The organism is Oryzomicrobium sp. (assembly GCF_021287045.1).
GTDB lineage: Bacteria > Pseudomonadota > Gammaproteobacteria > Burkholderiales > Rhodocyclaceae > Oryzomicrobium.
This window is the reverse complement of the sequence record NZ_JAJTBG010000009.1, coordinates 146,685-172,074: the sequence shown is the minus strand read 5'-3', so window position 1 is coordinate 172,074 and position 25,390 is coordinate 146,685. Positions and strand designations below refer to the sequence as shown.

Below are 25,390 nucleotides of genomic sequence, written 5' to 3'. Positions count from 1 at the left end.
CCGCTGCCGCTCTAGGAGGCCGTCGTCTCGGCAGCCGGCTCCTGGTTGACGGCGACGTCCGTTGCGACCGGCGGGCCGTCTTCCGGCAGGGTGAGGATGAAGGTGGCGCCGGCTCCGGCGGACGTTTCCTCCGCCTCCTCGGCACCCATCGCTTCCGCCCCCGCTTCCAGGATCACGTCGCCGCCGTGGCGGCGGGCCAGGGAGCGGGCCAGGTGCAGGCCCAGGCCGGACCCCTGGGGGCGCAGGCCGTCGCTGCGGAAAAAGCGTTCGAAGATGCGTTCCCGGTCTGCTGGGCGCACCCCCTGGCCCCGGTCCTGCACCGCGATGGCTACCTGCCCGGCGGGCTCGCGCCGCACCCGCAGGGTCACCGGGCTGTCCGGAGGGGAGTACTTGAGGGCGTTGCCGACCAGGTTGGAGAGGGCCACGTCGAACAGGTGCCGGTCGCAGCGCACCCGCACCGCCGCCTCGGGCAAGTCGAGGCGGATGCGCCGGGCCTCGGCGGGAGCCGTCCCGCCCCGGTAGGCCTGGGTCAGGTGGGCGCATACGTCCACCGTTTCCAGGTGCAGCTCGGTGCCGGTGCCGTTGAGGCGTTCGTTGGCCAGGCAGTTCTCCAGCAGCCCCAGCAGCCGGGTGACGGCGCTGCGAATCTTCAGGATGCGCGGCACCAGTTCCGGATGGATGCGCTCCAGCATCATGTCCAGGCGCTGGGCCACTGTGTCGATCAGGGTCAGGGGCGTGCGGAATTCGTGGGAGAGCATGGCCACCAGTTCGCGCTGATTGGCCAGAGTGGCCTGCTCGGTGGTCAGGGCGTCCTGGAGCCGGGCCTGGATGCGGCTCCGGGTCTCGATCTCCTGACGCAGCTCGCCGGTGCGCTCGCGCACCCGGGCTTCCAGTTCTTGCTCCGCCCGGTGGGCCTCGGCCAGTTCCCGGGCCAGGGCCTGGTCCTTTTCCTGTTCGGCCTGGCGGGCCCGGTGGATGATCAGGATGGGCAGGATGATGAGATGGATCAGAGCGGTGATTTCGCCGCTGTAGCTGATCCAGAAATTGTCGGAAATGCCGCCCATGCGGAAGATGGCGTTGCCGAACAGGCCCATCAGCCAGGGCAGGAAGGCGACGATGTAGATGCGCCGCTTGGGGTCCTTGAAGCCCAGGGTGACGATCAGCACCATCCACAGCAGGGTCACCGGGAAGGCCAGCAATTGCAGGATCAGGCCGATGGTGCGCCAGTCGGTGAACAGGCTGAGGGGCGCCAGGACTGCGTAGGTGCCGGCCAGGGCCAGCATCAGCGGGTAGAGGCGGGGCAGGTGCTGGCGCACCGCGAACAGGTAGGTGAAGAACAGGACGTGTATCGTCAAGATCGGCCCGGTGAGCCAGGCGATGGCCAGATCGTTTGCCCCCCCCAGCCCGGGGTAGGCGAACTGGCTGCCGAAGCCGGCGTTCATCAGCAGGAAGACGCCTCCCGCCAGCACGTTGCCGGCGTAGAACAGGTAGAGCCGGTCCTTCAGCCAGCGCCAGGAAATCAGGCTGAAGACGATGAGCAGCAGGATAGTGCCGCCGAGCAGCCCGTAGAACATGGTGTCGCGTACCACCAGGTCCTGGAATTCGGCCCCGTGCCACAGGTCGAGGCGCATGTTGAGGGCGCTGGTGGTATCGAGGCGCAGGTAGAAGGGGCGGCGCACGTCGGTGCCCGGCGGGATGGCGATGGCGAACAGGCGGTATTGCCATTCCCGGGCGGTGAAGGGGTAGCGGTCACCGGCGCGGCGCAGCTCGTAGCCGCCGCCGGCCTGGGGCAGGTACAGGGCCAGGTCGTCGAGCATGGCGGGGGAGATGCGCAGCCAGCGGGGCAGTGTGTCGCTGCCGGGGGGCAGGCAGAAGCGCAGCCACAGAATGTCCCGGGTGTAGCCGCCGGACAGTTGGCCGGGCAGGGCCTCGAATTCGGCGGCCCGGGCCGCCGAGGTCACGTCCCCCAGGGTCAGCCGGCGGGACGGATCTCGCAGCAGAGCTTGGCCCTGGACGTTGTGGGCCGGTCCGAGGGCGGCCTCTGTCGGGCATTCCTGGGCCTCCTCGGCCCGCGCCGGGAGCGGCCCGCAGAACGCCAGGACGGCCAGCGCCGCCAGGAGGAGCGGCAGTAGCCAGTGCCAGGGCGGCGCCGGGGGAGGGGGGCAGGACGCCGGGTGGGCATCGGATGAGGACGGAGGCATTGTCCGGATTGTGGCATGAAGGCCGTTGCCATGACCTTGGCAAAGTTGGCGCTGGTCGCAGCGAAGCGATGGCCGGTACCGCGGGTCGCTCCGGAGCAAAGCCGGTAGCATGGCGGCAATCGCTCTTGCCACCCGTGCCACCGCGCCTTACCTGGAGCCTGCCCCGTGTCCATTCCTCCGGCCCCTGCCCCCGATTCCTCCCAGACCCCCACTGCCGCTGCTGCCGCGCCCCGCCCCCTGGACGGGGTCAAGGTGCTCGAACTGGGCACCCTGATCGCCGGGCCGTTCTGCTCCCGCATCCTGGCCGACTTCGGCGCCGAGGTGGTCAAGGTCGAGTCGCCGGACGGCGGCGACCCCCTGCGCCGCTGGCGCCAGCTGTACCAGGGCACCTCGTTGTGGTGGTACGTGCAGTCGCGCAACAAGCAGTCGGTGACGGTGAATCTCAAGCACCCGGAAGGGGCCGCCATCGTGCGCCGGCTGGCGCAAGAGGCGGACGTCGTGATCGAGAACTTCCGCCCCGGCGTGCTGGAAAAGCTCGGCCTGGGCTGGGAGACCCTGCGCGCCGCAAACCCGGGGCTGGTCATGGTGCGCCTCTCCGGTTTCGGCCAGACCGGGCCCTACCGGGACCAGCCAGGCTTTGGCGCCATCGGCGAGAGCATGGGCGGGCTGCGCTACGTCACCGGCTTCGAGGATCGGCCGCCGGTGCGCACCGGCATATCCATCGGCGACGCCCTGGCCTCGCTATGGGGCGCCATCGGCGCCCTGATGGCCCTGCGCCACAAGGAGGTGGGCGGCGGCACCGGCCAGGTGGTGGACGTGGCCCTCTACGAGGCGGTATTCGCCATGATGGAATCCCTGGTGCCAGAGTTCGACGTGTTCGGCTTCGTGCGCGAGCGCAGCGGCAACATCATGAAGGGCATCACCCCGTCCAACACCCACACCACCCGGGACGGGCGGCACATTGCCATCGGCGCCAACGGCGACGCCATCTTCCGCCGCCTGATGCGGGCCATCGGCCGCCCCGACCTGGCGGACGACCCGGCCCTGGCCGACAACGCCGGACGCGACGCCCGCCGCGACGAGCTGTACGCGGTGATCGACGCCTGGGCCGCCGCCCACGACCACGACGCCGTGCTGGCCACCCTGGAGGCGGCGGAGGTGCCGGCTTCCCGCGTCTATTCGGTGGCCGACATGTTCGCCGACCCCCAGTTCCTCGCCCGGGGCATGCTCCAGGCCGCCACGTTGCCGGACGGCAAGCCGTTCACCATCCCCGGCGTGGTGCCCACCCTCACCGCCACCCCGGGGCGCACCGACTGGCTCGGCCCGACCCTGGGGGAGCACACCGATGCGGTGCTCGGCCGCCTCGGCTTCACTCCGGCCGACATCGCCCGATTGCGGGCGGCGGGGGCGATTTAAACGGAAACGGCTTGGCGGGGCTTGCCGGGGGCTCCGTCGCTGTTCGCCACAAGGAGGCACTGGGCGGCGCCTGGCGGTGGTGGCAAGCGGCCCCGGCGCCCGGGGCTTGGGGGGAACGGTGGGGCGGGGTAGAATGGGCCATCTGCACCGTTGTGGTGCATTCCGAGTCCTTCCCGCGCCAACCATGCCCGTATCCGCCTCCATCTTCGCCTGCGACCTGCCGCGCCCCCAGACCGGGGACCGGGTCGCCCGGGGGAGCGGCCGCGCCGGCATGAGTCGCCACCGACTGGCCGCCTGCCTCTCCCCCGCCCGGCAGCGGCCCGACCCGCGGGCCAGCGTTTCCGCCTGATCTTCCGGCAACGCTGCGGCGCCTCCCCGGCGCCACCCCGGGTCCCGGCGCGGCCCCGACCGAGGTTCGTCGCCGCCGCCCTTCCCCTGCCGGGCATCCGCCACCGCCCCAGCCCTTTCATCCTTCGCCGTTTTTCGTTCGTCGCCCGCGCCCGGCCAGATGCCGTCCGGCCCCGCGGGCCAGGAGTCCAGCCATGACCCAAGCTTCGCAACCCTGTATTTCCGCCGTCGACCAATCCCGTCTGGTGGTGCTGATCGAGACCCGCTTCCAGCGCGGCCAGGGCGTGTCCGACGCCGCTTCCCGGGTGCTGGCGCGGCTGCGCTCGGCCAAGGTGGTGCCGCCGGACGGCATCCCCCCGGACCAGGTGACCATGAACTCCACCGTGGTGCTGGAAGCCGCCGACGGCACCAAGCGGGAACTGACCCTGGTCTATCCGGAAGACCACGATCCGGACGAGGAATGCTGGTCGATCCTGCACCCGGTGGGTGCTGCCCTGTTCGGCGTGCGCGTCGGCGAGCGCATCGAGGTGCCGGGCGCCGACGGCGCGGTGCAGGAATGGACCGTGGCCGCCCTGCCGTTCCAACCCGAGTCCAAGGGCTGGGCGGCCCTGTAAGCCCCCTCTCGCCCCCTCCCGGCGCCGCTGGCGCCCGTCCAAACCCCGCGCCAGGCGCGGGGTTTTGCCATGGTCGCCGGCAATGGGCCATGCCGACCGGGGCGGGAACTGATGCATCCCGGGCCGGGTTGGGGGATCATCCGCCCTGGTGATTTTTTGCGAGCCGGACCCATGCCGTCCATGACCCTGGAAGAGCTGCGCGCCCAGGTGCGCGATTTCGTCGAAGAGCGCGAGTGGACGCCCTTCCACACTCCCAAGAACCTGGCCATGACCCTGTCGGTGGAGGCCGCCGAGGTGCTGGAGCACTTTCTCTGGCTGACCCCGGAGGAAAGCGCCGCCCTGCCGGAAGGGAAGCGCGAGGCGGTGGCCCACGAGCTGGCCGACGTGCTGCTGGTGCTGACCCGCCTGGCCGACCGGCTCGACGTGGACCTGGCCCAGGCCTTCCGCGACAAGATGGTCCTCAACCGGGCCAAGTACCCGGTGGAAAAGGCCCGGGGCAAGGCGCTCAAGTACACCGAGCTGTAGCCCGATCCCGATAGACCGGTGCCGTCCAGCGCTCCCCGGGAGCGGCCGCTCGAATGGCCGTTCCGCTTCGGGGGCGTGGTCAGGGGCGACCAGGGAACCGGAACCATTGCCCATGTCTTTTCTCCAGCGCTCGTTCAACCCCGGCATTGCCGCCGCCCTAGGCGCCGCGCTGCTCTTCGGCGCCAGCGCCCCCCTCGCCAAGTTCCTGCTGCGCGATGCCGGACCGTGGCTGCTGGCCGGCCTGTTCTACCTGGGCTCGGGCCTCGGCCTGGCCGCCTACCGCCTGCTGGTCCGGGCCGCCCCGGTGCGGCTCTCGGCCGGCGAGGCCGGCTGGTTCGCCGGCGCGGTGTGCGCCGGGGGCCTGGTCGGCCCGGTGCTGCTGATGTTCGGGCTGGCCGGGATGCCTGCCTCCGGCGCGGCCCTGTTGCTCAATGCCGAGGGCGTGTTTACCGCCCTGCTGGCCTGGATCGCCTTCAAGGAAGGCGTGGACCGGCGCATTGCTGCCGGCATGGTCGCCATCGTCGCCGGCACCGTGCTCGTCAGCTGGCCCGGTGACGCCCGCTTCGCCGGCGCCTGGCCGGCGCTGGCGGTGCTCGGGGCCTGTCTGGCCTGGGGCATCGACAACAACCTGACGCGCAAGGTGTCCCTCAGCGACGCCACCTGGATCGCCATGGTCAAGGGGTTGGCGGCGGGCACGGTGAACCTGGCCCTGGCCTTCGCCCTGGGGGACCGGCTGCCACCCTGGCCGGCCATGGCGCTGGCCATGGTGGTCGGGCTGCTGGCCTACGGGGTGAGCCTGGTCCTGTTCGTGGTCGGCCTGCGCCATCTGGGCACGGCGCGGACCGGGGCCTATTTTTCGGTGGCGCCGTTCTTCGGCACCCTGATCGCGCTGGCTTCCGGCGAGCCCCTCACCGTCCGGCTGGTACTGGCCGGGGCGCTGATGGCCTGGGGCGTGTGGCTGCACCTGACCGAGCGCCACGACCATGAGCACCGCCACGGGGGGCTGGAGCATTCCCACGCCCACACCCACGACGCCCATCACCAGCACGACCATCCTTATCCCGTCGCCCCGGGGACCCGCCATGTCCACGCCCACCGGCACAAGCCCATGGTCCATTCCCACCCCCACTTCCCCGATGCCCACCATCGGGACCACCGCCACTAGCCACTAAGCACTGGCCCGCGCCGCCCTGGCCTCCGCCTCCCCGGCTTCACGCAGGGCCTGGAGGAACAGGCGCACCCGGCGCGGCATGCGCTCGCCGGCGTAGACCGCGTGCATGCGCGGCTCCACCCCGGTGGATGAGGTCAGGTGCCAGTCCGGGCAGATCCGCACCAGCTGGCCGGCCGCTTCCGCCGGGCGGCACAGCCAGTCCGCCAGACGCACGATGCCCATGCCGTGCAGGGCCGCCTGGTAGACGGCGATGCCGGAGCTGAAGCGGTGGCGCGGCTGGGGGTTGAGGCGGTAGCTGTCGCCGCCCCTGCGCAGGAACCAGTCGCGCAGGACCCGGGGCGCGGTGTGGATGACGAAGTCGTGGCCGGCCAGGGCCTCCGGGGTCTGCGGCAGGCCGCGCCGGGCCACGTAGTCCGGGCTGGCGTAGAGGTAGCGCCGGTAGCTCCACAGGGGAAAGGCGCGCAGTTCGCTGGACTGGGGAAAGGCGCCGCGGATGGCGAAGTCCAGGCTTTCCTTGATCGGGTCGAGCAGGCCGTCGGCGTAGCGCACGTCGATCTGCACGTCCGGATAGGCGGTGCCGAAGCGGGCGATCATCTCCGGCATCAGGCGCAGGGCCAGGCTTTCCGGCGCCGAGAAGCGAATCCAGCCCTGGGGCTTGGCGGCCACCCCGGCCAGCTTTTCCTCGGCCTCGTCCTGCAACGCGATCATCTCCGAAGCGTAGGCGTAGTAGGTGCCGCCGGCCTCGGTGACCCCCACCTCTTTATGGGAGCGCCTGAGCAGTTCCTGGCCGAGCTGCTGTTCCAGGGATTGCACCGCCCGGGTCACGGCGCTGGGGGAGCGCCCCAGCATGCGCGCGGCGACGACGAAGCTCTTGCGCTCCACCACCGCGCAGAAGGCCTGTAGTTCCCAGAGCATGGCCATGGCGTGTGCCTCACATCTCACGTTGCGTTTTTTGCAACATGATATTGCAACCAGCGGCAATCGGCGGCCGCTAGGATGGCCCCTGTTTTTTTCCCCGCCACTCCGCTACGTCATGATCGAAACCACGCTGCTACTCTGCTGCTTCGCCTTCTGCGCGGGCCTGATCGATGCCGCCGTGGGTGGCGGCGGCCTGATCCAGGTGCCGGCCCTGTTCAACTTCATGCCCGGTGTGGCCCCGGCCACCCTGCTCGGCAGCAACAAGCTCACCTCGGCCTGCGGCACGGCCCTGGCTGCCAAGTCCTGGGTCAGCCGGGTGCGGGTGCCCTGGTCACTGGCGCTGCCGGCGGCGGCCACCGCCTTCGTCATGTCGTTCTGCGGTGCCATGGCCGTGTCGGCGGTGCCCACCGCCGCCATGCGCCCCCTGGTGCTGTTCCTGATCGTGGCGATGGCGATCTACACCTTCGTCAAGAAGGACTTCGGGGCGATCCGCAAGCCCCTGTCCATCGGCCGCCGCGAACGCCTGCTGGCGCTCCTGATCGGCGGCGCCATCGGCTTTTACGACGGCCTGTTCGGCCCGGGCACCGGCAGCTTCCTGATCTTTCTCTTCATCCGCTGCTACGCCCTGGATTTTCTGGTGGCGTCGGCCTGCGCCAAGGTGGTGAACCTGGCCACCAACGCGGCGGCCCTGATCTTCTTCATTGGCGCCGGCAAGGTGATCTACGCCGTCGCGCTGCCGATGGCCGTCTTCAACATGGCTGGTGCCGTGGTCGGCTCCCGCCTGGCGATCAAGCGCGGTGCCGGCTTCGTGCGCGGCCTGTTCCTGGTCCTGCTGGTGGCCCTGATCGTCAAGCTGGCCTACGACATCCTCAAGTAGCGGGACAAGGCCGGAGGCGGGTCATTTCACGTCGATGTGGATCGCGATCTCCTCGGTGGAGGCGGTCGGCTGGCCGTCCCGCAGCGCCGGGAAGAATTTCCATTGCCGGAGGGTGTCCAGCAGCAGTCGGTTGAGCCGGAGATTGGGCGTGGGTTTGACCAGTTCCACGGTGGCGCTGCCGTCGGCGGCGACGTGGAAGCGGGCCGTGACCACCACGTGAAGGGCCTCCTCGCGCAGTTCGTCCGGAATCCGGGGCATCGGCTTGACGATGGCCTGGGCGCCGCCGCTGGCGGACAGTTTGCCGCCGGTGGATGGGGCCGCGGCGGACGGGGGCGGCGGTGGGCGGGCCGGCGCCTCCTGGGCGGCGGCCGGGGCGGGAGGTGCGGAAGGTGTGGGCGCGGCGGCCGGCAGTGACGGGGCGTGGGCGGAAAGGGGGGCCGCCTTGGGGGGCGGCGTTCGTTGCGGCGGCGTCCTGGTCGGCTCCAGGGCGGGCCGGGGGGGCGCCTTGGGCGTGGGCGGGGACGGGCTGGCGGGCTCCGGCGGCAGCTCGATCAACTGGGCCTCGATGGGGGGCGGCTCGGGCAGGCGTTGCCGGGGACCCTCGGTGAACAGCGCGAAGGCCCACAGCACCGCTGCCCAGATCAGCAGCGACAGGGGCAGGGTCCAGGGCAGCCGCCGCCAGGGATTGTCGAATTCCCGCGGGCGGGGTAGGGCGGAGGCGTCAGTCGACATGCTTGACCGCGATCTGGAAATGCCGGGCCCCGGCCTCCCGGGCACGCAGCATGGCCCGCACGGTGGTGCCGTTGGGGGCGGCGCTGTCTGCGGCGACGATGACGCTGGCCTCGGGGCCGGCCAGCATGGCCTTCAGGGTCGGGGCCAGGGTGTCCAGGGTCACCGGCGTCTTGTCCAGGAAGAGCCGGCTGTCCGATGTCACCGTCAGGGTCACCGGGGTCTGCGTGTGCATCGGCGCGGCATGGCCCTGGGGTAGGTCCACCGCCAGGGAATGCAGGTTCTGCATCGACAGCGAGGCCAGCATGAAGGTGGCCAGCAGGAAGAACATGACGTCGATCATGGGGATGATCTCGATGCGGCCGCGCTTGGCCTGCCGGGTTCTACGCAGCTTCATGGCCGCCGCCTTCCCCCCGGTCCTGCCCGAGGCGGATGTTGTCCACCAGCCGGGTGCCCAGGCGCTCCATCTCGTCCAGGGCCTGGGATTGCCGGCGCGAGAAGAAGTTGAAGGCGAAGAGGGCCAGGATGGCGATGAACAAGCCCAGGGCGGTGGCGATCAGCGCCTGGGCGACGCCGCCGGTGACCCCGGTGGGGTCCACCAGCCCTCCGGCGCCGATCAGGTTGAAGGAATGCATCATGCCGGTGATGGTGCCGAGCAGCCCCAGCAGGGGGGCGGCGGTGACGATGGTCTCCAGCACCCACAGCCCCCGGCTCAGGGTCTTCTCGATGATCTGGGCTTCGTCGCCGGCCCGGGACTCGACCCACCAGGCGGGCTGGCCGCGGTTGGCGACGATGACGCGGAAGAAGCGGCCGAAGTAGTTGCGCGGCCCCAGGGCGTCGAGCTGTCCGTCCTTCCAACTCCTGCCAGCGGAAGCCGTAGGTTTCGGCCAGGTCGAGCAAGGCCGTCGGCAGGCGCACGTAGCGCCAGTAGACGAACAGCTTGTCCAGGGTGATGAGCAGCGCCAGCACCGCCAGTGCCAGGAGCGGGTAGACCATCGCGCCGCCGAATTTGAGGGCCGCGAGGGCCTCGTGGATGTCCTGCATGTCCGGCTCTCCTCAGAAAAGTTTGCTCAAGCCCAGGAACAGCCCGCGCCGTGGGCCGAACTGGGGGGCGCCGACGCCCACGCCGCTGCCGTCGCGCAGCTCGTAGACCCGGTCGAAGACGTTGATGACCGCCACCCGGCCTTCCAGGGTGCCCAGCTCGCCGGCCTGGAACTTGCGGTTGGCCCCCAGGTTGACCTGGACGTAGGACGGCAGGTGCTCGGTATTGGCAAAGCCCCGGCGCAGGCCGCTGCCGTAGATGGCGTCGGCGGAGTACTGGGTGCCGAGCCAGGTGTAGGCGACGCCGGCCGAGGCGGTGTATTTCTGGTCGTGGTCGGTGTGGATCCAGTGGCTGGCGATGTAGTCCAGCTCGTCCTGGCTGAAGTTGAACTGGGCCGAGGTGATCTGCTTGGCCAGGCTGGTGGTGCGCGCCAGGTTGGCGTAGGCCGAGAAGCTGTCGGTCTTGTAGCTGGCCGTCAGCTCGATGCCGTAGATCTTGCCCTGGGCGTAGTTGAAGGGCGAAAAGATCAGGGCCTGGCCGAACTGCCCCTCGTCCAGGAGGTTCGTCACCTGCTTGTAGAAGGCGTCCACGCCGACGTTGAACGCAGGCGTCAGCTGGTGGGACATCCCCAGGTCGAAGTAGTGGGAGCGTTCCGGCTGCACCGGGTCGTTCTGCATGTTCGACGCCGCGTTGGAGGTGCCGGAGAACAGGGCCAGGGTGCGGGGCGATACCAGTTCGGTGGGGGGCGGGGTGAAATAGCGGGCGTAAGAGGCGTGGAAGGTGGTCTCGGGCGTCGCCTTGTACACCAGCCCCAGTCGCGGGCTCAGTTGGCCGGCCTTGACGAAGGCGTCCATCTGGTCGGCCCGCAGGCCGTAATTGACGGTCAGCTTGTCGGTGGCCCGCCATTCGTCCTGGAGGTAGAGCCCCATCAGCGTGTTGCCGTTCTTGGCGTTGTTGTCGACGATGGTGTAGGGCGCGCCGGTGACCGTGCCGCCGGCGTCCACCGGGAAGACCGTCGAACTGTTGTCGGAGCGGATGTTCTCGGTGCTGGCGAAGAGGCCCATGCGCAGGGTGTGGCTGTCGTTCAGGCGGTAGGTTCCGTCGCCCTGGAGGCCGGTGCTGGAACTGCTGCGGAATACCTGGGAGGCAACCCCGTTGAACACCAGGTCGCCCACCGGGTCGGGGTTGAAACGCACGCTGGTGTAGCGGGTGAACAGGGCCACCTGGTAGTCGAAGTTGGCGCCGATGGAGCTTTGCAGGGCGAGGATGCCGTAGCGGTTGCTTTCCCGCTGGCGCTCGTCGAGCTTGGACGAGTCGAAGCCGGCCACGCCTGCCCCGGCCAGGTAGGCTGGGGTTGCCGTTTGCCCAGGGTTGTTGGGTATCTGGAACTTGCCGTCGTAGGTGCCGAACATGGCGGTCAAGCGCGTGGTCGGGTCGATCAGGTAGGACAGGTAGCCGAATCCCTTGCTCTGCTCGGTGCGGTCGTGGATCGGCGATGAACTGGAGGTCGGATTCTCGATGCCGGCGTTGTTGGTCAGGAACGAGCCGGTCACGTAGTAGCTCAGGTTGCCCTGGGTATTGCCGTACTCGACGCTCGGATTGACCGTGCCCCGGCTGCCGCCGTAGAGGTCGAGGCGCCCGCCCTGGTCGAATCGGGTCTTGGTCTCGATCTCGACGACTCCGGCGGTGCGGTAGCCGTACTGGGCCGGCAGGGCGCCGGTGAGCAGGTCGATGCGCTGGGCGAAGCGGCTGTCCAGCGCCTGGCCGAAACCGCTGATTCCTTCCGGCAGGATCACGCCGTTGATGCGGTACTGCAGGTTGCCGTGGTCGCCACGCACGTGCAGCTGGCCGAAGGAATCGTTGGCCACGCCGGGCGCCTGCAGCAGCACCTGGTTGAAGGAGGTGTTGGCGCCTTCGGGCAAAGCCTGGATGTCCTGGTCCGCCAGCCGGTAGACGCTGCCTCCGGTCTGGGGCGACAGGCCGCTGCGGGCCTTGTTGAGGCGTTCCGCCGCCACGCTGATTTCCAGGGCCTCCTTCGAGGCCAGGGTGATCTTCACCGGGGCGGCGCCCTGGGCGGTGAGGTTGACGATGGCGGTGCCGGTCTGGAACCCCGGCTTGTTGGCGAGGATGGCGTAGGTGCCCGGCGCGGCCCCGGAAAAGGCGAACTGCCCGGATGCGTCGCTGCGGGCCTGCCCGGCCACCTGGCCGTCCGGCGTTTTCAGGGTGAGGGCCGCTGCGGCCAGGGGCTGCCCCAGGGCGTCCGCGACGGTCCCCCGGATGTCGGCTGCGGCGGCGGGGGCCGCATGGACGGCAAGGGCGAAGGCGAAGCCGGCGGGCGCCCAGACGGCGCCCGCACCTTTCTTGATCGATGGCATGGAACCACTCCCACGAGACGGATGCACGTCGCCTCGACGGGGTCGAGGCGGTTCTAGTACTGCGGCAATGCAGGCGAAACTAGAAAGCGAGTGGCGGTGCGCGGGAGCGATAGGGGACGCGGCTGGGCGAGGCGAAACGAATCCGCTCCCGCAGGCGGGCGATGAAATAGAGGGCGACGAGCAGGGGCGGGGCGAGTTCGCTGCCCGACAGCGTCGCGTCGAGAGGGGGATGGGCCGCCGCCTGGCACAGAACGCAGGCGTCCCCGGCGGCGACGGAGTCGTGGCGGTGGAAGGCTTCGGCCGCTACCAGGCCGACGAAACAGGCGAGCAGGACCAGCAGCAGCGCCAGCCGCCAGTTCTGCCAGGGGCGGCGCGCCGCGGGCGCCCGGCCGGTCATGACCTCACCCCGGGCGGCAAGGCTTTCCCTTCCGCTCCCATGGCGGGCTTGGCGAATGGGCGAAGGGCGATGGCGACCATGGCGTCATGGTAAGCGCCGCGTCTCTTTTAATGCAACATTGTTGCAATTGTTACTGTTGTCCGCGTTGCCCGGCCTCCTCGGCGGGAGGACCGCTCATGCCGGCGGAGTGTCGAGCGTTGCCCGGGGCGGTGCTCGTCACTCCTCCAGCCGCGCCTGCTTCGTCTCCGGCAGGAAGCGCAGCCCCACCAGAAAGGCCAGGCCGAGCAGGACCACCGGGTACCACAGGCCGGCGGTGCCGTCGCCGTAGCGCACGTTGAGCAGGGTGACGACGAAGGGCGACAGCCCGCCGATCCAGCCCGCTGCCAGGTTGTGGGGCAGGGCCACCGCCGAGTAGCGGGTGCGGGCCGGAAAGAGTTCGGCCAGCACCGCCGTCTGGGGGCCGGTGATCAGCGCCACGGCGACGATCGGCACCAACAGCAGCAGCACCAGGGTCAGGCCGTCCACCTGGGCCGGGTCGGCCCGGCCGGGCCAGCCGGCGGCTTCCAGCAGCGGGGCCAGGGCGGCGGCGTCGTGGGCTGCCACCGGCTCGGCGGTGCCGATCCGCACGGTGGTGGGGCTGCCGGCCGGCAGGTCGTCGCGGGTATAGGTCACTCCCTGCTTGACCAGCCATTCCTGGGCCCGGGCGCAGTCGCTGGCCGGGGCGGCGAAGGGCGAATAGGAACAGTCGCTGCCCGCCAGCACCACCGGCACGTCGCGCTGGAAGCGGGCCATGGCCGGGTTGCCGGCGGGGATGAAGGCCTGGAACACCGGCAGCAGGGTGAGCGCGCCCACCAAGAGTCCGGCCAACAGCACCGGGCGCCGGCCGATGCGGTCCGACAGGGCGCCGGCGGCCAGGGTCAAGGGGAACAGGGCGACGGTCGCCACCATCACCAGCTGGCTGGCGGTTTTGGCCTCCAGCTTGACCACGCTCTTGAGAAAGACCGTGGTGTAGACCTGGGCGGAGAAAAACAGCAGCGAGCCGCCGGCGGAGATGCACAGGGCCAGCACCCCCATGCGCGCCAGGGTGGTGCGGTCGCGGAAGCAGTCGCGCAGCGGCGTGGCCGACAGGGCCTTTTTCGCCTGCAACTGGCGGAATACCGGCGACTCGTGCAGGGCCACCCGGCTCTTCAGCGACACCGCCAGCAGCAGCGCCGACACCAGAAAGGGCACGCGCCAGCCCCAGGCGGCGAAGTCCGCTTCGGTCAGCCAGGATTGCAGCAGCACCAATTGGGCGGCGGAAGCCATCATGCCCAGGGGGCCCATCAGTTGCAGCACGCTGGTGAACAGGCCGCGCCGGCCTTCCGGAGCGTGCTCGGTCAAATACACCGCCGAGCCGCCGATCTCGCCGCCCACCGACAGGCCCTGCAACAGGCGCAGGGCCAGCAGCAGGCCCGGGGCGAGCAGGCCGACCTGGGCGTAGGTGGGCAGCAGGCCCACCCCCACCGTGGCGATGCCCATCAGCACGATGGTGACGATGAACACCCGGCGCCGGCCGATGCGGTCGCCCAGGGAGCCGAACAGGGCCGCCCCCAGGGGCCGCACCACCATGCCCGCACCGAAGGTGGCCAGGCTGGCCAGCAGCCCGGCCACCGGGTTGTCCGGCGGGAAGAAGAGGGGCCCGAAGTAGGTGGCCAGGGTGGCGAAGGTGAGGAAGTCGTACCACTCCAGGAAGGTGCCGAAGCAGGCCGCCACCGCCACCTGGCGTTGCAGGTTCGGGGATTTCTGGGCGGAATTGACGGAGGCAGCGGCGGACGGCGGAGTGGCGCGGGTATCGGGCATGGCGGCGTCGGGGACGTCGAGGCGTGGAGTGTGGGGATCGGGGAATGCGGCGCCGGCGGCGGCCGCGGCGCGCCATTATCGGCGATGCCGGCGGCCTTGCCCACGGCAGGCCGTGTAGGGGGGGCGACGAGGGACAGGAAGGGGCGCCGCCGGCCCGGGGCGGCCTGCGCCGGCTTACACCGGGCAGGCGACGTAGCGTCCCCGGCCGGCCTTCTTGGCCCGGTACATGCCACGGTCCGCCGCTTGCAGCAGGGCTCCGGCGGCGGTATCGCCGCTGCCCGTGGCAATGCCGATCGACACGCCGATAGCACAGGGGATATCGGCGACAGTGAAGGGCGGGAGCAGCGTCTCGATGCACTTTTGGGCGACGATGCCGGCGGCGGCTTCGGCGTCCTCGCCCAGATCGCAGAGCAACAGCACGAACTCATCGCCGCCGACCCGGGCCAGGGTGTCGCTCTGGCGCACGATCTTGCCAAGGCGCTGGGCCACCTGGCGCAGGGCGTCGTCGCCGGCTTCGTGGCCGAGGGAATCGTTGATCAGCTTGAAGCCGTCCAGGTCCATGAACAGCAGGGCCACCCGGCTGCCGGTGCGCTGGGCGCGGGCCAGGGCCTGGTGCAGCCGGTCCGCCAGCAGGGCCCGGTTGGGCAGGCCGGTGAGGGAGTCGTGGTGGGCGATGCGGGCCAGTTCCGCCTGCTGCTCGTCGAGCTTCTTCAGCAACCGGTTGAAAGCCCCGATCAGGTGGCCCACCTCGTCTTGGCGCACCACCGGCAGGGGCTCCAGGGGAATCTCGCCCCGGGTCATGCGCTCGGCGTGGTCGGCGGCGCGGGACAGGGGGCGCAGCAGAACGTACATGCCAGTGGAGGCGAGGGCGGCGAACACCATGAAGGCGAGCACGCCGTTGCGCAGCAGGAAGGACTGGGTGCGGGCCACGGTGGCGAAGGCCTCCCGGCTGGGCAGGCGGGCCACCAGGAACCAGCCGGTGCTGGGCACCGTGACCATGGCCGAGACTTCTTCCACACCCTTGGCGTTGACCGTGATGCCGGTGCCCCGGTAGCCCGCCATGGCCCGGTCGTGCAGGGCGTTCACCCCGGAGGGCGGGGTGGGGGTGAACACCATGTCGGGTTCCGAGGCGGCGACGAACAGCCTGTCCTGGGGCGAGACGAGCAGGAAGCCGCCAGTGCCCTTGCCGATGTGGCTCTGCTGTAGCAGGTCGAGAAAGCCCGGCGTGGCCAGGGCGGTGATACCCACCAGCGCGCCCCGCACCTCGCCCCGGCCGTCCAGGAGCGGCACCGCCATGGGCAGCACCGGCTCCTTGGCGGCCCGGCCCATCACCGGCCGGCCGATGGTGGTGCGGCCGGCCAGGGCGTCCTTGATGTAATCCCGGTCGGCATAGTCGCCATGCTCCCGGTCGGGCAGCACCGGGTAGTCGGCCAGCGCCACGCCTCGGGTGTCGGTGACGAACAGGCCGGCGGAAAACAGGGGCTGGAACTCGTAGTGTTCCTTGAGCCAGGCGCGCAGCGCCGCCGGGCGGCGCAGCAGGTCCGGCGGCAGGGCCGCGCCGATGCGTTCCAACAGGTTGCGACGGTGCACGATGCGTTCGTCGATGTCCCGGGCCACATAGGTGGCCAGCGCCAGTTGCTGGGCCTCCACCACCGTCGCCAGGTCCTCGCGCAGGAAATGGCTGATGGCGTAGTAGCGGGCGGCGATGCCGATCGTGACGAGGCACAGCCCGAGCAGCATTAATCGGGAGATGAGGCTGTCGAAGGGGCGGATACGGCGGTTCAGGCGGAACATCATGCCGCCGATGATAATCCCTGGGTATGACCGAATGGGAGCGGGCTGGCGTGGTCGGTGCGTGATTCGGCACGGAAGGGCGGAAAAATCCGCACCCCGCGTTCCGTGCCCGCCCGCCGGGCGGGGTTGACCTGCCGCCGCGCCTTCGGTTACGGTTGCCGTCATGACTTCCCAGCAGACCCCCATGATCGAGCGCAACGCTCCGATCGCTTCCCTCTCCCTGGCCCAGCTCCTGGACCTGGGTCTGCTGCTGCGCGTCTAGCGCGCACATACTCTCCCCCCTCCTGTTGAAACCGCCTCCGCCAGCCTCCGGGCCGGCAAGGGCGGAATGCGCGAGCCTCGCGGCTTCGCGCCATCCTCGATTCCCCTTTCGTCGTCGTTTTTCTCCTCCGGAGACTGTCATGACCTCCCCGCAACTGCTGCTACTGCCCGCCTTCTCCATCCTGCGACTGCCGTCCGGTTGCCAGGCCGCGAACCATGTCCGCGACACCGCCGGACAGCCTGGCAGCCCCATGCGTGCCCCTTCTTTCCGTTATCGACCGCATTGGAGTAGATCATCATGTTGAAGAACCCCGCCGCCAAATACCGTCCCTTCACCCCGGTGCACGTCACCGACCCCACCTTCGCGCGGACCTGGCCCAACCAGGTGATCGCCCGCCCGCCGATCTGGATGAGCACCGATCTGCGGGACGGCAACCAGGCGCTCTTCGAGCCCATGGATGCCGAGCGCAAGATGCGCATGTTCAAGACCCTCGTGGCCATCGGTTTCAAGGAAATCGAGGTCGCCTTCCCCTCCGCCTCCCAGACCGACTTCGACTTCGTCCGCGAATTGATCGAAGGCGGCCACATCCCGGACGATGTGACCATCGAGGTCCTCACCCAGGCCCGGGATCACCTCATTCGCCGCACCTTCGAATCGTTGCAGGGCGCCCGCCGCGCCATCGTGCATCTCTACAACGCCACGGCCCCCAACTTCCGCCGCATCGTCTTCGACACCGACCAGGCGGGGGTCAAGGCCATCGCCATCGAGCACGCCCGCCTGATCCGGGACTGCGCCGCCGCCCAGCCCGACACCGAGTGGGTGTTCCAGTACAGCCCCGAGGTGTTCACCGGCACCGAGCTCGACTTCGCCCGGGAGGTCTGCGACGCCGTCACCGAGGTCTGGCAGCCCACCCCGGAACGCAAGTGCATCATCAATTTGCCGGCCACGGTAGAGATGGGCACCCCCAACTACTACGCCGACCAGATCGAGTGGATGCACACCCGCCTCGCCCGGCGCGATTCGATCATCCTCTCGGTGCACCCCCACAACGACCGGGGCTGCGCCGTGGCCGCCGCCGAACTGGCGGTGATGGCCGGCGCCGACCGGGTCGAAGGCTGCCTGTTCGGCAACGGCGAGCGCACCGGCAACGTGGACGTGGTGACCCTCGCCCTCAACCTCTACTCCCAGGGCGTGGACCCGGGCCTCGACTTCTCCCGCATCAACGACGTGGCCCGCACCGTCGAGCACTGCACCCAGTTGCCGATCCACCCGCGCCACCCCTATGTCGGCGACCTCGTGTTCACCGCCTTCTCCGGCTCCCACCAGGACGCCATCAAGAAGGGCCTGGCCGTCCAGCGGCCGGACGCCGTCTGGGAAGTGCCCTACCTGCCCATCGACCCGGCCGACGTGGGCCGCACCTACGATTCGATCATTCGGGTCAACAGCCAGTCCGGCAAGGGCGGCATCGCCTACCTGCTCGAAACCGAGGTGGGCCTCGTCATGCCGCGCCGCCTCCAGGTGGAATTCTCCGGCGCCGTGCAGCGGGTCACCGACGCCACCGGCGGCGAGATGACCGCCAGCGCCCTCTGGCAGGTGTTCAGCCGCGAATACCTGGAAGCCGCCGCCCCGGTGCGCTACGTCGGCCACCACCTGTTCGAGGCCGCCCAGGAGCGCCAGGGCATCGCCCTCACCGTGGACATCGGCGGTGACACCCGGGAGTTGCGCGGCGAAGGCAACGGCCCCATCGACGCCACGGTGGACGCCCTGCGCCAGGCCGGCTTTTCGGCTGCCGTACAGCACTACGAGGAGCACTCCCTCGGCAAGGGCGCCGACGCCCGGGCCGTGGCCTACGTGGAGATGACCGTGCCCGGCCGCCCCGGCGCCACCTTCGGCGTCGGTGTGCACGGCAACATCATCACCGCCTCGGTGCTGGCCGTGGTCTCCGGCATCAACCGCAGCCAGGCTGGCGTTGGCGTGTCGGCGGAGACTGGCGTTCAGGCGGCCTGACCCTTCTGTCCCAGTGCCAAATGGCCACAGCCATCGGAAAATCCGATGGCTGTTTTTTTGACTGCCCCAAGCGCAAGTACTGGCGCGGGGCTTGCTGCGCCGGTGCGGTCAGCCTTCGGAAATGCCGAAGGCTCGGGCCGCCCTCCGGGGGCGTGTGCGGAAGGGATGTAATGGGGCGGAATGGGGCGCCCTGCCCGATGGTCCCGGGACGGCTGGCGCATCCGCCCGGCCCCGGCTTCAGCCGGGGTCCCCCGCCGCTGCCTGCCGTCCCGCCAGCAGGGCGGCTTCCCCCATCACCAGTTCGGCGATGGCGTCGGCCACCGCCCGTACCCGGGGCGAGCGGCGCAGGTCCGGGTGCAGCACCAGCCACAGCTTGCGTCGGGTCGGGCAGTCGTAAGCGGGCAGGCGCACCAGTACATCGTCCCGGTTGCCGAGGAAGTAGGGCAGGGCGGTCACCCCCAGGCCGGCCCGGGCTGCCTGATAGAGGCCGGCCAGGTCGTTGCTGCGCAGCACCGTGGGGCGCCCGGCGGTGAGGCTGTCGAGCCATTGCTGCTGAGGCACCTGGCGCAGGCTCTCGTCGTAGCCGACGAATTCCCACTCTGTCGCCGGCCGGGCCGCCCATTCCGGCGTGGCGAACAGGCCGTAGCCCATTTCCGCCAGGGGCCGGGCCACCAGGCCGGGAGCGCTGGGGCGGGAGAGGCGCAGGGCCAGGTCGGCCTCGCGCCGGGTCAGGTTGGCCTCCCGGGCCTCGCCCACCACTTCCAGGCGGATGTCCGGCCAGCGCCGGCGCAGAGGCCCCAGGCGCGGGACGAGAAAGTGGCTGGCCACCACCGGCGGGGCGGAGAGGCGCACTGTGCCGGACAGGGTGGCCACGCCCAGAGCGGCGCGGCCGAAGGCCAGGGCCTCGTCCTCCATGCGCAGGGCGTGCTGGGCCAGGGCCTCCCCTTCCGGGGTGAGGTGCCAGCCCCGGGGCAGCCGGTCGAACAGGCGCAGCCGGAGGGCCTGCTCCAGGGCATCGACGCGCCGGGCCACGGTGGAGTGCTCCACCTTGAGAGCGCGGGCGGCGCCGGACAGGCTGCCTTCCCGGGCCAGGGCGAGAAAGTGGCGCACGTCGTCCCATTGCAGGGGGACGTTCATATCTGGTGAATTTTGCACAGTGAATGTGTATTTGTTGGGAATTTTCGGGCGATTTTGAACGGATTACAGTGGCCCGGCAATGCGCTCCCGGGGCAATAGCGCTGCGCCAGCAACACGGTGCGAGGCCCGGGGTTTCTGGAGGTTTTTCCGAGGCTTTCCAGCGGCCCGCCCTGGGGGCGTCATTTTTCACGTCATCCGTTTCGAGAGGTCGCCATGTCATCCCTTGCCCCGTCCGCCGCCGTTGCGGCGCCCCGCGCGCCCCTGACCCACGCCACCGAAGTCCGCCTGCACCGCTACGGCGACGCCGCTGCTCTCCAGGTTGAACATCGCCCCCTGCCCGCTCCCGGTCCCGGGGAAGTGCAGATCCGCCACCGCGCCATCGGCGTCAATTTCGTCGATATCTACCACCGCACCGGCCTTTACGCCCTGCCGTCCCTGCCCGCCACCCTGGGGGTGGAAGGGGTGGGAGAAATCGTCGCCCTGGGGGCCGGTGCCGCCGAGCAGTACGGCCTGGCCCTGGGCCAGCGGGTGGCCTACGCCGGGCCGCCGGCGGGCAGCTACGCCAGCGCGCGCAACTTCCCCGCCGCCCGGGCGGTGCCCCTGCCCGACGGGGTGTCCGACGCCAGCGCCGCCGGCGCCATGCTGCGCGGCATCACCGCCCACATGCTGTTCGCCCACGTCCGCCCCCTGCGGCCCGGCGACACGGTGCTGGTCCATGCCGCCGCCGGCGGGCTGGGGCTGGTGCTGACCCAGTGGGCCAAGGCCCTGGGGGCCACGGTGATCGGCACCGTGGGCAGCGCCGCCAAGGCCGAGCTGGCGGCTGCCTACGGCCTGGATCACGCCATCCTCTACAAGGACGAGGACTTCGTCGCGGCGGTGAAGGAGCTGACCGACGGCCAGGGCGTGCATTACGCCATCGACGGCATCGGCGGCGCCACCCTGGCCCGCACCCTGGAGGCGGTCCGCCCCTACGGCACGGCGGCGTCCATCGGCCAGGTGGCCGGTGACATCGGCCTCGTCGATCCGGCCCTGCTCGGCCCGGCCCGCTCCATCGCCCTGTCCCGCCCCGGGGTATTCCGCTTCATGACCGACCTGGCGCGCTACCGGGAAGGGGCGGCAGCCACCCTGGAGCGTCTGGCCGCGGGCCTCAAGGTGGAAGTGGGGGGCACCCTGCCCCTGGAACAGGCCGCCGAGGCCCATCGCCGGCTGGAGGCGGGCGAGACCTCCGGGTCATTGTTGCTCCTGCCCTGAGCCGCCCTCCCCACGATGCACCGGCGGGCCGGGCCCGGTCCGCCCATCGCCCCATCCTTATCTGGAGATTCCGACCATGCTGTATGTCGTCGTACTGCGCTACATTCGTCCTCTGGAGGACGTGGACGCCCACCTGGCGGCCCACCGCGATTACCTGTACCGGGGCTATGCCGCCGGCCGCTTCCTCGCCTCCGGCCCCCAAGAGCCGCGCCAGGGCGGCATCCTCCTCGCCCGGGCGCCCTCCCGGGATACGCTGCTCGATTGGCTGGCGGAAGATCCGTTCCACCAGGCCGGCGTGGCCGCCTTCGAGGTACTGGCCTTCCAGCCGACGCTGCGGGCGTCGGAGCTGCCCGTCGACCTGGCGCCGGACAGCGTGGCCCTGCCGCGCCTGGGCGCGTGATTTGCCCTTAACCGGCCGGGGCCCCGGCACCACTCATGAAAGGAGCGAGAATGTCCGCATCCGAGACGGCAATCCCCGCCGTTACCCTGGCCGACCTCCCGCTGGCCGAGCATGGCAACGGTGCACACTTCCAGGCCCGCGCCGCCCAGCTCGGCCCCTTGCTCGGCCTGCGGGGGCTGGGCGCCCGGCTGGTGGAGCTGCCGCCGGGCAAGCGCGCTTGGCCGCGCCACCACCACTACGCCAACGAGGAGCTGGTGGTGATCCTGGAAGGGCGCGGCACCTGGCGCTTCGGTTCCCAGCGCCGTCCGGTGGCGGCCGGGGATGTGCTCGGGGCCCCGGCGGGCGGGCCGGAAACGGCCCACCAGCTGGAAAACGATTCGGACGTCCCGCTGCGCTACCTGGTGGTCAGCACCATGCACGCTCCGGACGTGATGGGCTATCCCGATTCGGGCAAGGTGGCGATCTTCGCCGGTGCCCCCCCGGGGGGCGCCAAGGCGGCCCGGACCCTGGAGTACGTGGGCCGCCTCGGGCCGGCGGCCGGGTATTGGGATGGAGAGGACGGCCCGGAGGCGTGATCCCGGGCACCGGGAGGTCGGGGGGGCGAAGGAGCGCTGTTCCGGCCCGCCCGCCGCCCGGCCTATGCCTATATGCGCCGGTACGTCGTCGGCCCGTTCAGCCTGTCCAGATGCGCACCCAGGGCAGGATCACCGGCAGCAGCAGGGCGGTGAGGGCGCCGTTGAGGCCCATGGCCAGAGCCGAGAAAGCGCCGGCCTGCTCGCTGGACTGGAAGGCCCGGGCGGTACCGATGCCGTGGGCCGCCACGCCAATGGCGAAGCCGCGCACCGCCGGGTCCTTGAGGCCCATGGCGTTGAACAGGTAGGGGGCGGTCACCGCACCGAGGATGCCGGTGACCATCACCAGCACTGCCGCCAGGGAGGGCAGGCCGCCGTTGCGCTCGGCGATGCCCATGGCGATGGGCATGGTCACCGACTTGGGGGCCAGGGACATCAGGGTGGCGGTGCTGGCGCCGAGCAGGTGGCCGATGGCGATGGCCGACAGGGCCGCCACCAGGCAGCCCACCACCAGGGCCACCAGCACCGGGACGATCATCGACCACACCTTCTTCAGCTGGGCGTGCAGCGGCAGGGCCAGGGCCACGGTGGCCGGGCCGAGCAGGAAGTGCACGAACTGGGCGCCGTCGAAGTAGCGCTGGTAGGGCACGCCGGTGACGGTGAGCAGGGTCACCAGGGTGACCACGGCGAGCAGCACCGGGTTGGCCAGGGGGTGGAAGCCGGCCCGCTTGTACACCCAGAAGGCACCCTGGTAGGCGAGCAGGGTGACGGTCAGGCCCATCAGGGGCGAGGCCGACAGGTAGACCCAGATGGCGGAAAGGGGCTGAGGGGTGATCAGGGGGCTCATTACGCACCCTCCCCGGCCGGAGCGGTGGGCGCGGCCGGCGCTCCGGGGCCGCGCCGCGCCGCCACGGCCTTCATCACCAGGGCGGTGACGGCCAGGGTGAGCAGGGTGCTGACCACCAGGGACAGGACGATGGGCAGCCATTCCGCCTCCAGGCGGTGGAAGTGCACCATCACCCCGGTGCCGGCGGGCACGAACAGGAGGGACAAGTGTTGCAGGATGCCCTGGGAGGTGGATTGCAGTTCGTGGCTGGGGCCGTCGCCGAGCACCAGGGTGGCGAACAGCAGCAGCATGCCGATCACCGGGCCCGGCACCGGCAGGTCGAGCCAGCGGGCGATCACCTCGCCGATCAGCTGGAAGATGAGGAGTTGGGTCAGGGCAGCGAGCATGGGGCCTCCAAAAGCAATGACCGCCACGCCTCGGTCCCGGAGGGCGAGGGGCGGCGGTGGGTCGTTGGTACTGGCTTGCAATAATAATCCGAACCGGAGCGGCGATTGCATACCTGGGGTCACATCTGCCGTGACCGGGTTTTTTTGGTTTCGCTTCCGGGCGCTCCGGTCTGGACCGGGAGATGGGGGGCGATCCGTCCGGAAGTTCAGCCCCGGCGGCGGTTCAGCCGCGCAATTCCCCGGGTGTGGTGCCGAAGAAGGCGCGGAAGGCGGCAGTGAACGCCGAGGGCGAATCGTAGCCGTGGGACAGGGCCACGGCAGTGACGCTCTCGCCCGCCTCCAGGGCGGCCAGGGACATGAGCAGGCGCAGGCGCTGGCGCCATTCGCGGAAGGTCAGCCCGGTGTCCTGGGCGAAGCGCCGCGCCAGGGTGCGCTCCGAGGCGCCGGCCTCGGCGGCCCAGTCGGCCAGGGTGCGGCGGTCGTCCGGGTCGGCCTGGAGCGCCGCGCACAGCGCTGCCAGCCGATCGTCCGCCGGCAGGGGCAGGGTGAAGGCGGCGGCGGGCAGACGGGCCAGCTGGTCGATCAGCACCTGCACCAGGCGGCCGTCCTCGCCGTCCGGGTCGTATTCCACCGGCAGCGCCGCCACGGCGCGGATCAGCTCCCGGGCCAGGGGCGTCACCTCCAGCACCCGGCACTCGGCCGGCATCCGGGCGGCGGCCTCGGGGGCCAGGTACAGGCTGCGCATCTCGGTGGGGCGGTGGGATTCCACCTGGTGGTCCACCCCGGGGGGAATCCACACCCCGTAGCGAGGCAGGGCCACGTGGTTGCCGGTGGGGGTGCGCACCCCGAGCACGCCGCTGATGGCGTAGGAGAACTGGCACCAGGGGTGGCGGTGCACCTCGGTCCACGACCCGTCGGGCAGGGATTCGCTGCGGTTGTAGAGGGGCCGGGGCAGGGCGGCGAGGGCGGGAACGGCGCGTTTCATGGGCTTGTCTGGTTGGCGATGGCGGTTGGCGGACCGTCGAAAGTCGGACAGACGGGATGGGCGTAGAGTTTCCTCCCGCGCGGGTGTCCGCGCAATCGCCGCCGCCCGCATCGGCTGCGGCCTTTTCCGGAGCGCTCCCCATGCCCGCCTTCTCCCTCGGCCAGACCCTCTGGCGCACCTTCAACCGGGTCATCCGGGACTGGTTCCTGGTCGGCATGCTCGGCGCCGTGGCCCTGGCCAGCCAATTCCCCGGCCTGGGCAAGAGCGGCGGCCTGCTGCACATCGACCAGGTCACCGACGTGGGCATCGCCCTGGTGTTCTTCCTGCACGGCCTGGGGCTGTCTCTGACCAGCCTGCGCGACGGCCTGATGCGCTGGCGGGTGCACGTGCTGGTGCAGCTGTTCACTTTCGCTGTCTTCCCGCTTCTGTGGTGGCTCGCCAATGCCGCCCTGGGCGACCGGGTGTCCCCGGGCCTGGTGCTGGGCTTTTGCTACCTGTGCGCCCTGCCGTCCACCATCTCGTCGTCGGTGGCCATGACCGGCCTGGCCCGGGGCAACGTGCCGGCGGCGATCTTCAACGCCACCTTGTCCACCCTGCTCGGCATCGTCATGACCCCCCTGCTCATCGCCCTGCTACTGGGCAGCGTGACCATGGGCGGCAGCGGCGGTCACACCCAGTCCCTGGCCGGAGCGTCCCTGGCCATCGCCCGCCTGCTGCTGCTGCCCCTGGTGGTGGGCATGGCGCTGCGGCCGGTGCTGCACAAGTGGCATGTGCGCTTCAAGCGCTACACCAACCTGCTCGACCGCTTCGTCATCCTGCTGCTGGTGTTCGGCGCCTTCTGCGACTGGGTGGCTTCCGGGGTGTGGCGCGACCAGGGGCTGGAGGTGCTGGCCCAGACCCTGGCCGGCGTGGCGGTGCTGCTCGCCATCGTCCTCGCTCTCACCACCTGGACTGCCCGGCGCCTGGGCTTTGCCACCGAGGACGAGATCACCGCCGTATTCTGCGGCTCGAAAAAGACCCTGGCTTCCGGCGTACCCATGGCCAAACTGCTGTTCGGCGCCCACCCGGCCCTGGGGCTGATCGTGCTGCCGATCATGCTCTACCACCAGCTGCAACTGTTCGTCTGCTCGGTGCTCGCCTCCCGCTACGGCGCGCGGGAGGGGTGAGGGGCGCGGTTGCCTGGGTGTGTTTCCCGTGAGCCGCCGGCCCTTTGGGCCGGCGGTTTTGCTTTTATGGCGAGGGGACGGGGCGCGAGGGAACGGGACGGTTCAGGGATGGATGACGGAGGATGCCTACC

Annotated in this window: 24 protein-coding genes; 11 read left to right on the top strand and 13 right to left on the bottom strand. The window is 70.4% G+C overall.

Annotation, left to right across the window (positions count from 1 at the left end; translation table 11 throughout):
* Window positions 1-11: 11 nt before the first annotated feature.
* Window positions 12-2,201 (bottom strand): sensor histidine kinase, encoded by a 2,190-nt coding sequence (locus LWW89_RS12075; RefSeq protein ID WP_293264468.1) that lies wholly within the window; start codon window positions 2,199-2,201, stop codon window positions 12-14.
* Between the two features lie 237 nt (window positions 2,202-2,438).
* On the opposite strand from LWW89_RS12075, the gene LWW89_RS12070 reads away from it, so the two are divergent.
* The 5 genes from LWW89_RS12070 (at window position 2,439) to LWW89_RS12050 (ending at window position 6,269) form a co-directional block, all read left to right on the top strand.
* Complete coding sequence (locus tag LWW89_RS12070) at window positions 2,439-3,617, top strand: CaiB/BaiF CoA-transferase family protein (protein ID WP_365781654.1); 1,179 nt, start codon at window positions 2,439-2,441, stop codon at window positions 3,615-3,617.
* A gap of 184 nt (window positions 3,618-3,801) precedes the next feature.
* A complete protein-coding gene (locus tag LWW89_RS12065) occupies window positions 3,802-3,966 on the top strand; it encodes a hypothetical protein (RefSeq protein WP_293264466.1) in 165 nt (54 codons plus the stop codon).
* A gap of 193 nt (window positions 3,967-4,159) precedes the next feature.
* A complete protein-coding gene (locus LWW89_RS12060; protein WP_293264464.1) occupies window positions 4,160-4,579 on the top strand; it encodes a GreA/GreB family elongation factor in 420 nt (139 codons plus the stop codon).
* A gap of 171 nt (window positions 4,580-4,750) precedes the next feature.
* Complete coding sequence (locus tag LWW89_RS12055; protein WP_293264462.1) at window positions 4,751-5,104, top strand: nucleotide pyrophosphohydrolase; 354 nt, start codon at window positions 4,751-4,753, stop codon at window positions 5,102-5,104.
* A gap of 112 nt (window positions 5,105-5,216) precedes the next feature.
* Window positions 5,217-6,269: a DMT family transporter gene (locus LWW89_RS12050; protein WP_293264460.1), complete on the top strand. Its 1,053-nt coding sequence runs from the start codon at window positions 5,217-5,219 to the stop codon at window positions 6,267-6,269.
* A gap of 3 nt (window positions 6,270-6,272) precedes the next feature.
* Here LWW89_RS12050 and LWW89_RS12045 read toward each other — a convergent pair whose 3' ends face one another.
* Window positions 6,273-7,196 (bottom strand): LysR family transcriptional regulator, encoded by a 924-nt coding sequence (locus LWW89_RS12045; protein WP_293264458.1) that lies wholly within the window; start codon window positions 7,194-7,196, stop codon window positions 6,273-6,275.
* Between the two features lie 112 nt (window positions 7,197-7,308).
* Between LWW89_RS12045 and LWW89_RS12040 the strand changes: the two genes are divergently transcribed.
* Window positions 7,309-8,070 carry a TSUP family transporter gene (locus LWW89_RS12040; RefSeq protein WP_293264456.1) on the top strand — a complete coding sequence of 254 codons (762 nt, stop codon included), beginning with the start codon at window positions 7,309-7,311 and terminating at the stop codon, window positions 8,068-8,070.
* Between the two features lie 21 nt (window positions 8,071-8,091).
* Here LWW89_RS12040 and LWW89_RS12035 read toward each other — a convergent pair whose 3' ends face one another.
* The 7 genes from LWW89_RS12035 to LWW89_RS12005 all read right to left on the bottom strand — a co-directional run bounded on the left by LWW89_RS12035 (window position 8,092) and on the right by LWW89_RS12005 (window position 16,249).
* Complete coding sequence (locus LWW89_RS12035) at window positions 8,092-8,802, bottom strand: TonB family protein (protein ID WP_293264454.1); 711 nt, start codon at window positions 8,800-8,802, stop codon at window positions 8,092-8,094.
* A complete protein-coding gene (locus tag LWW89_RS12030) occupies window positions 8,792-9,196 on the bottom strand; it encodes a biopolymer transporter ExbD (protein WP_293264452.1) in 405 nt (134 codons plus the stop codon). The genes LWW89_RS12035 and LWW89_RS12030 overlap by 11 nt, the downstream gene beginning before the upstream one ends.
* A complete protein-coding gene (locus LWW89_RS12025; protein ID WP_365781651.1) occupies window positions 9,183-9,632 on the bottom strand; it encodes a MotA/TolQ/ExbB proton channel family protein in 450 nt (149 codons plus the stop codon). Before LWW89_RS12025 ends, LWW89_RS12030 begins: the two co-directional genes overlap by 14 nt.
* A 223-nt stretch (window positions 9,633-9,855) precedes the next feature.
* The gene (locus LWW89_RS12020; RefSeq protein ID WP_293264450.1) at window positions 9,856-12,216 is read right to left on the bottom strand and encodes a TonB-dependent receptor; all 2,361 of its coding nucleotides are present in this window, start codon (window positions 12,214-12,216) and stop codon (window positions 9,856-9,858) included.
* A gap of 79 nt (window positions 12,217-12,295) precedes the next feature.
* Window positions 12,296-12,613, bottom strand: coding sequence for a hypothetical protein (locus LWW89_RS12015; protein ID WP_293264448.1), 318 nt, complete (start codon window positions 12,611-12,613; stop codon window positions 12,296-12,298).
* A gap of 216 nt (window positions 12,614-12,829) precedes the next feature.
* A complete protein-coding gene (locus tag LWW89_RS12010) occupies window positions 12,830-14,452 on the bottom strand; it encodes an MFS transporter (RefSeq protein ID WP_293264446.1) in 1,623 nt (540 codons plus the stop codon).
* A 174-nt stretch (window positions 14,453-14,626) separates the two neighbouring features.
* Entirely contained in the window at window positions 14,627-16,249 is a 1,623-nt protein-coding gene (locus tag LWW89_RS12005; protein WP_293264444.1) for a diguanylate cyclase, read from the bottom strand.
* Window positions 16,250-16,805: 556 nt separating this feature from the next.
* Here LWW89_RS12005 and leuA point away from each other — a divergent pair.
* Window positions 16,806-18,515 (top strand): 2-isopropylmalate synthase, encoded by a 1,710-nt coding sequence (gene leuA / locus LWW89_RS12000; protein ID WP_293264442.1) that lies wholly within the window; start codon window positions 16,806-16,808, stop codon window positions 18,513-18,515.
* A 237-nt stretch (window positions 18,516-18,752) separates the two neighbouring features.
* Here leuA and LWW89_RS11995 read toward each other — a convergent pair whose 3' ends face one another.
* Window positions 18,753-19,652 carry a LysR family transcriptional regulator gene (locus LWW89_RS11995; protein WP_293264440.1) on the bottom strand — a complete coding sequence of 300 codons (900 nt, stop codon included), beginning with the start codon at window positions 19,650-19,652 and terminating at the stop codon, window positions 18,753-18,755.
* Window positions 19,653-19,865: 213 nt separating this feature from the next.
* Between LWW89_RS11995 and LWW89_RS11990 the strand changes: the two genes are divergently transcribed.
* The 3 genes from LWW89_RS11990 (at window position 19,866) to LWW89_RS11980 (ending at window position 21,878) form a co-directional block, all read left to right on the top strand.
* Entirely contained in the window at window positions 19,866-20,903 is a 1,038-nt protein-coding gene (locus tag LWW89_RS11990) for a quinone oxidoreductase (protein ID WP_293264438.1), read from the top strand.
* A gap of 76 nt (window positions 20,904-20,979) precedes the next feature.
* Window positions 20,980-21,303: a YciI family protein gene (locus LWW89_RS11985; protein ID WP_293264436.1), complete on the top strand. Its 324-nt coding sequence runs from the start codon at window positions 20,980-20,982 to the stop codon at window positions 21,301-21,303.
* Window positions 21,304-21,353: 50 nt separating this feature from the next.
* Window positions 21,354-21,878 (top strand): cupin domain-containing protein, encoded by a 525-nt coding sequence (locus tag LWW89_RS11980; protein WP_293264434.1) that lies wholly within the window; start codon window positions 21,354-21,356, stop codon window positions 21,876-21,878.
* Between the two features lie 97 nt (window positions 21,879-21,975).
* Here the strand turns inward: LWW89_RS11980 and LWW89_RS11975 are convergent, their stop codons facing one another.
* The 3 genes from LWW89_RS11975 to LWW89_RS11965 form a co-directional block, all read right to left on the bottom strand.
* Window positions 21,976-22,722 carry an LrgB family protein gene (locus LWW89_RS11975; RefSeq protein WP_293264432.1) on the bottom strand — a complete coding sequence of 249 codons (747 nt, stop codon included), beginning with the start codon at window positions 22,720-22,722 and terminating at the stop codon, window positions 21,976-21,978.
* The gene (locus LWW89_RS11970) at window positions 22,722-23,108 is read right to left on the bottom strand and encodes a CidA/LrgA family protein (protein WP_293264430.1); all 387 of its coding nucleotides are present in this window, start codon (window positions 23,106-23,108) and stop codon (window positions 22,722-22,724) included. Before LWW89_RS11970 ends, LWW89_RS11975 begins: the two co-directional genes overlap by 1 nt.
* 223 nt (window positions 23,109-23,331) lie before the next feature.
* Entirely contained in the window at window positions 23,332-24,093 is a 762-nt protein-coding gene (locus LWW89_RS11965; protein WP_293264428.1) for a helix-turn-helix transcriptional regulator, read from the bottom strand.
* Window positions 24,094-24,233: 140 nt separating this feature from the next.
* On the opposite strand from LWW89_RS11965, the gene LWW89_RS11960 reads away from it, so the two are divergent.
* On the top strand, window positions 24,234-25,259 hold the full coding sequence (locus LWW89_RS11960) for a bile acid:sodium symporter family protein (protein ID WP_293264426.1): 1,026 nt from the start codon (window positions 24,234-24,236) through the stop codon (window positions 25,257-25,259).
* Window positions 25,260-25,390: the final 131 nt, after the last annotated feature.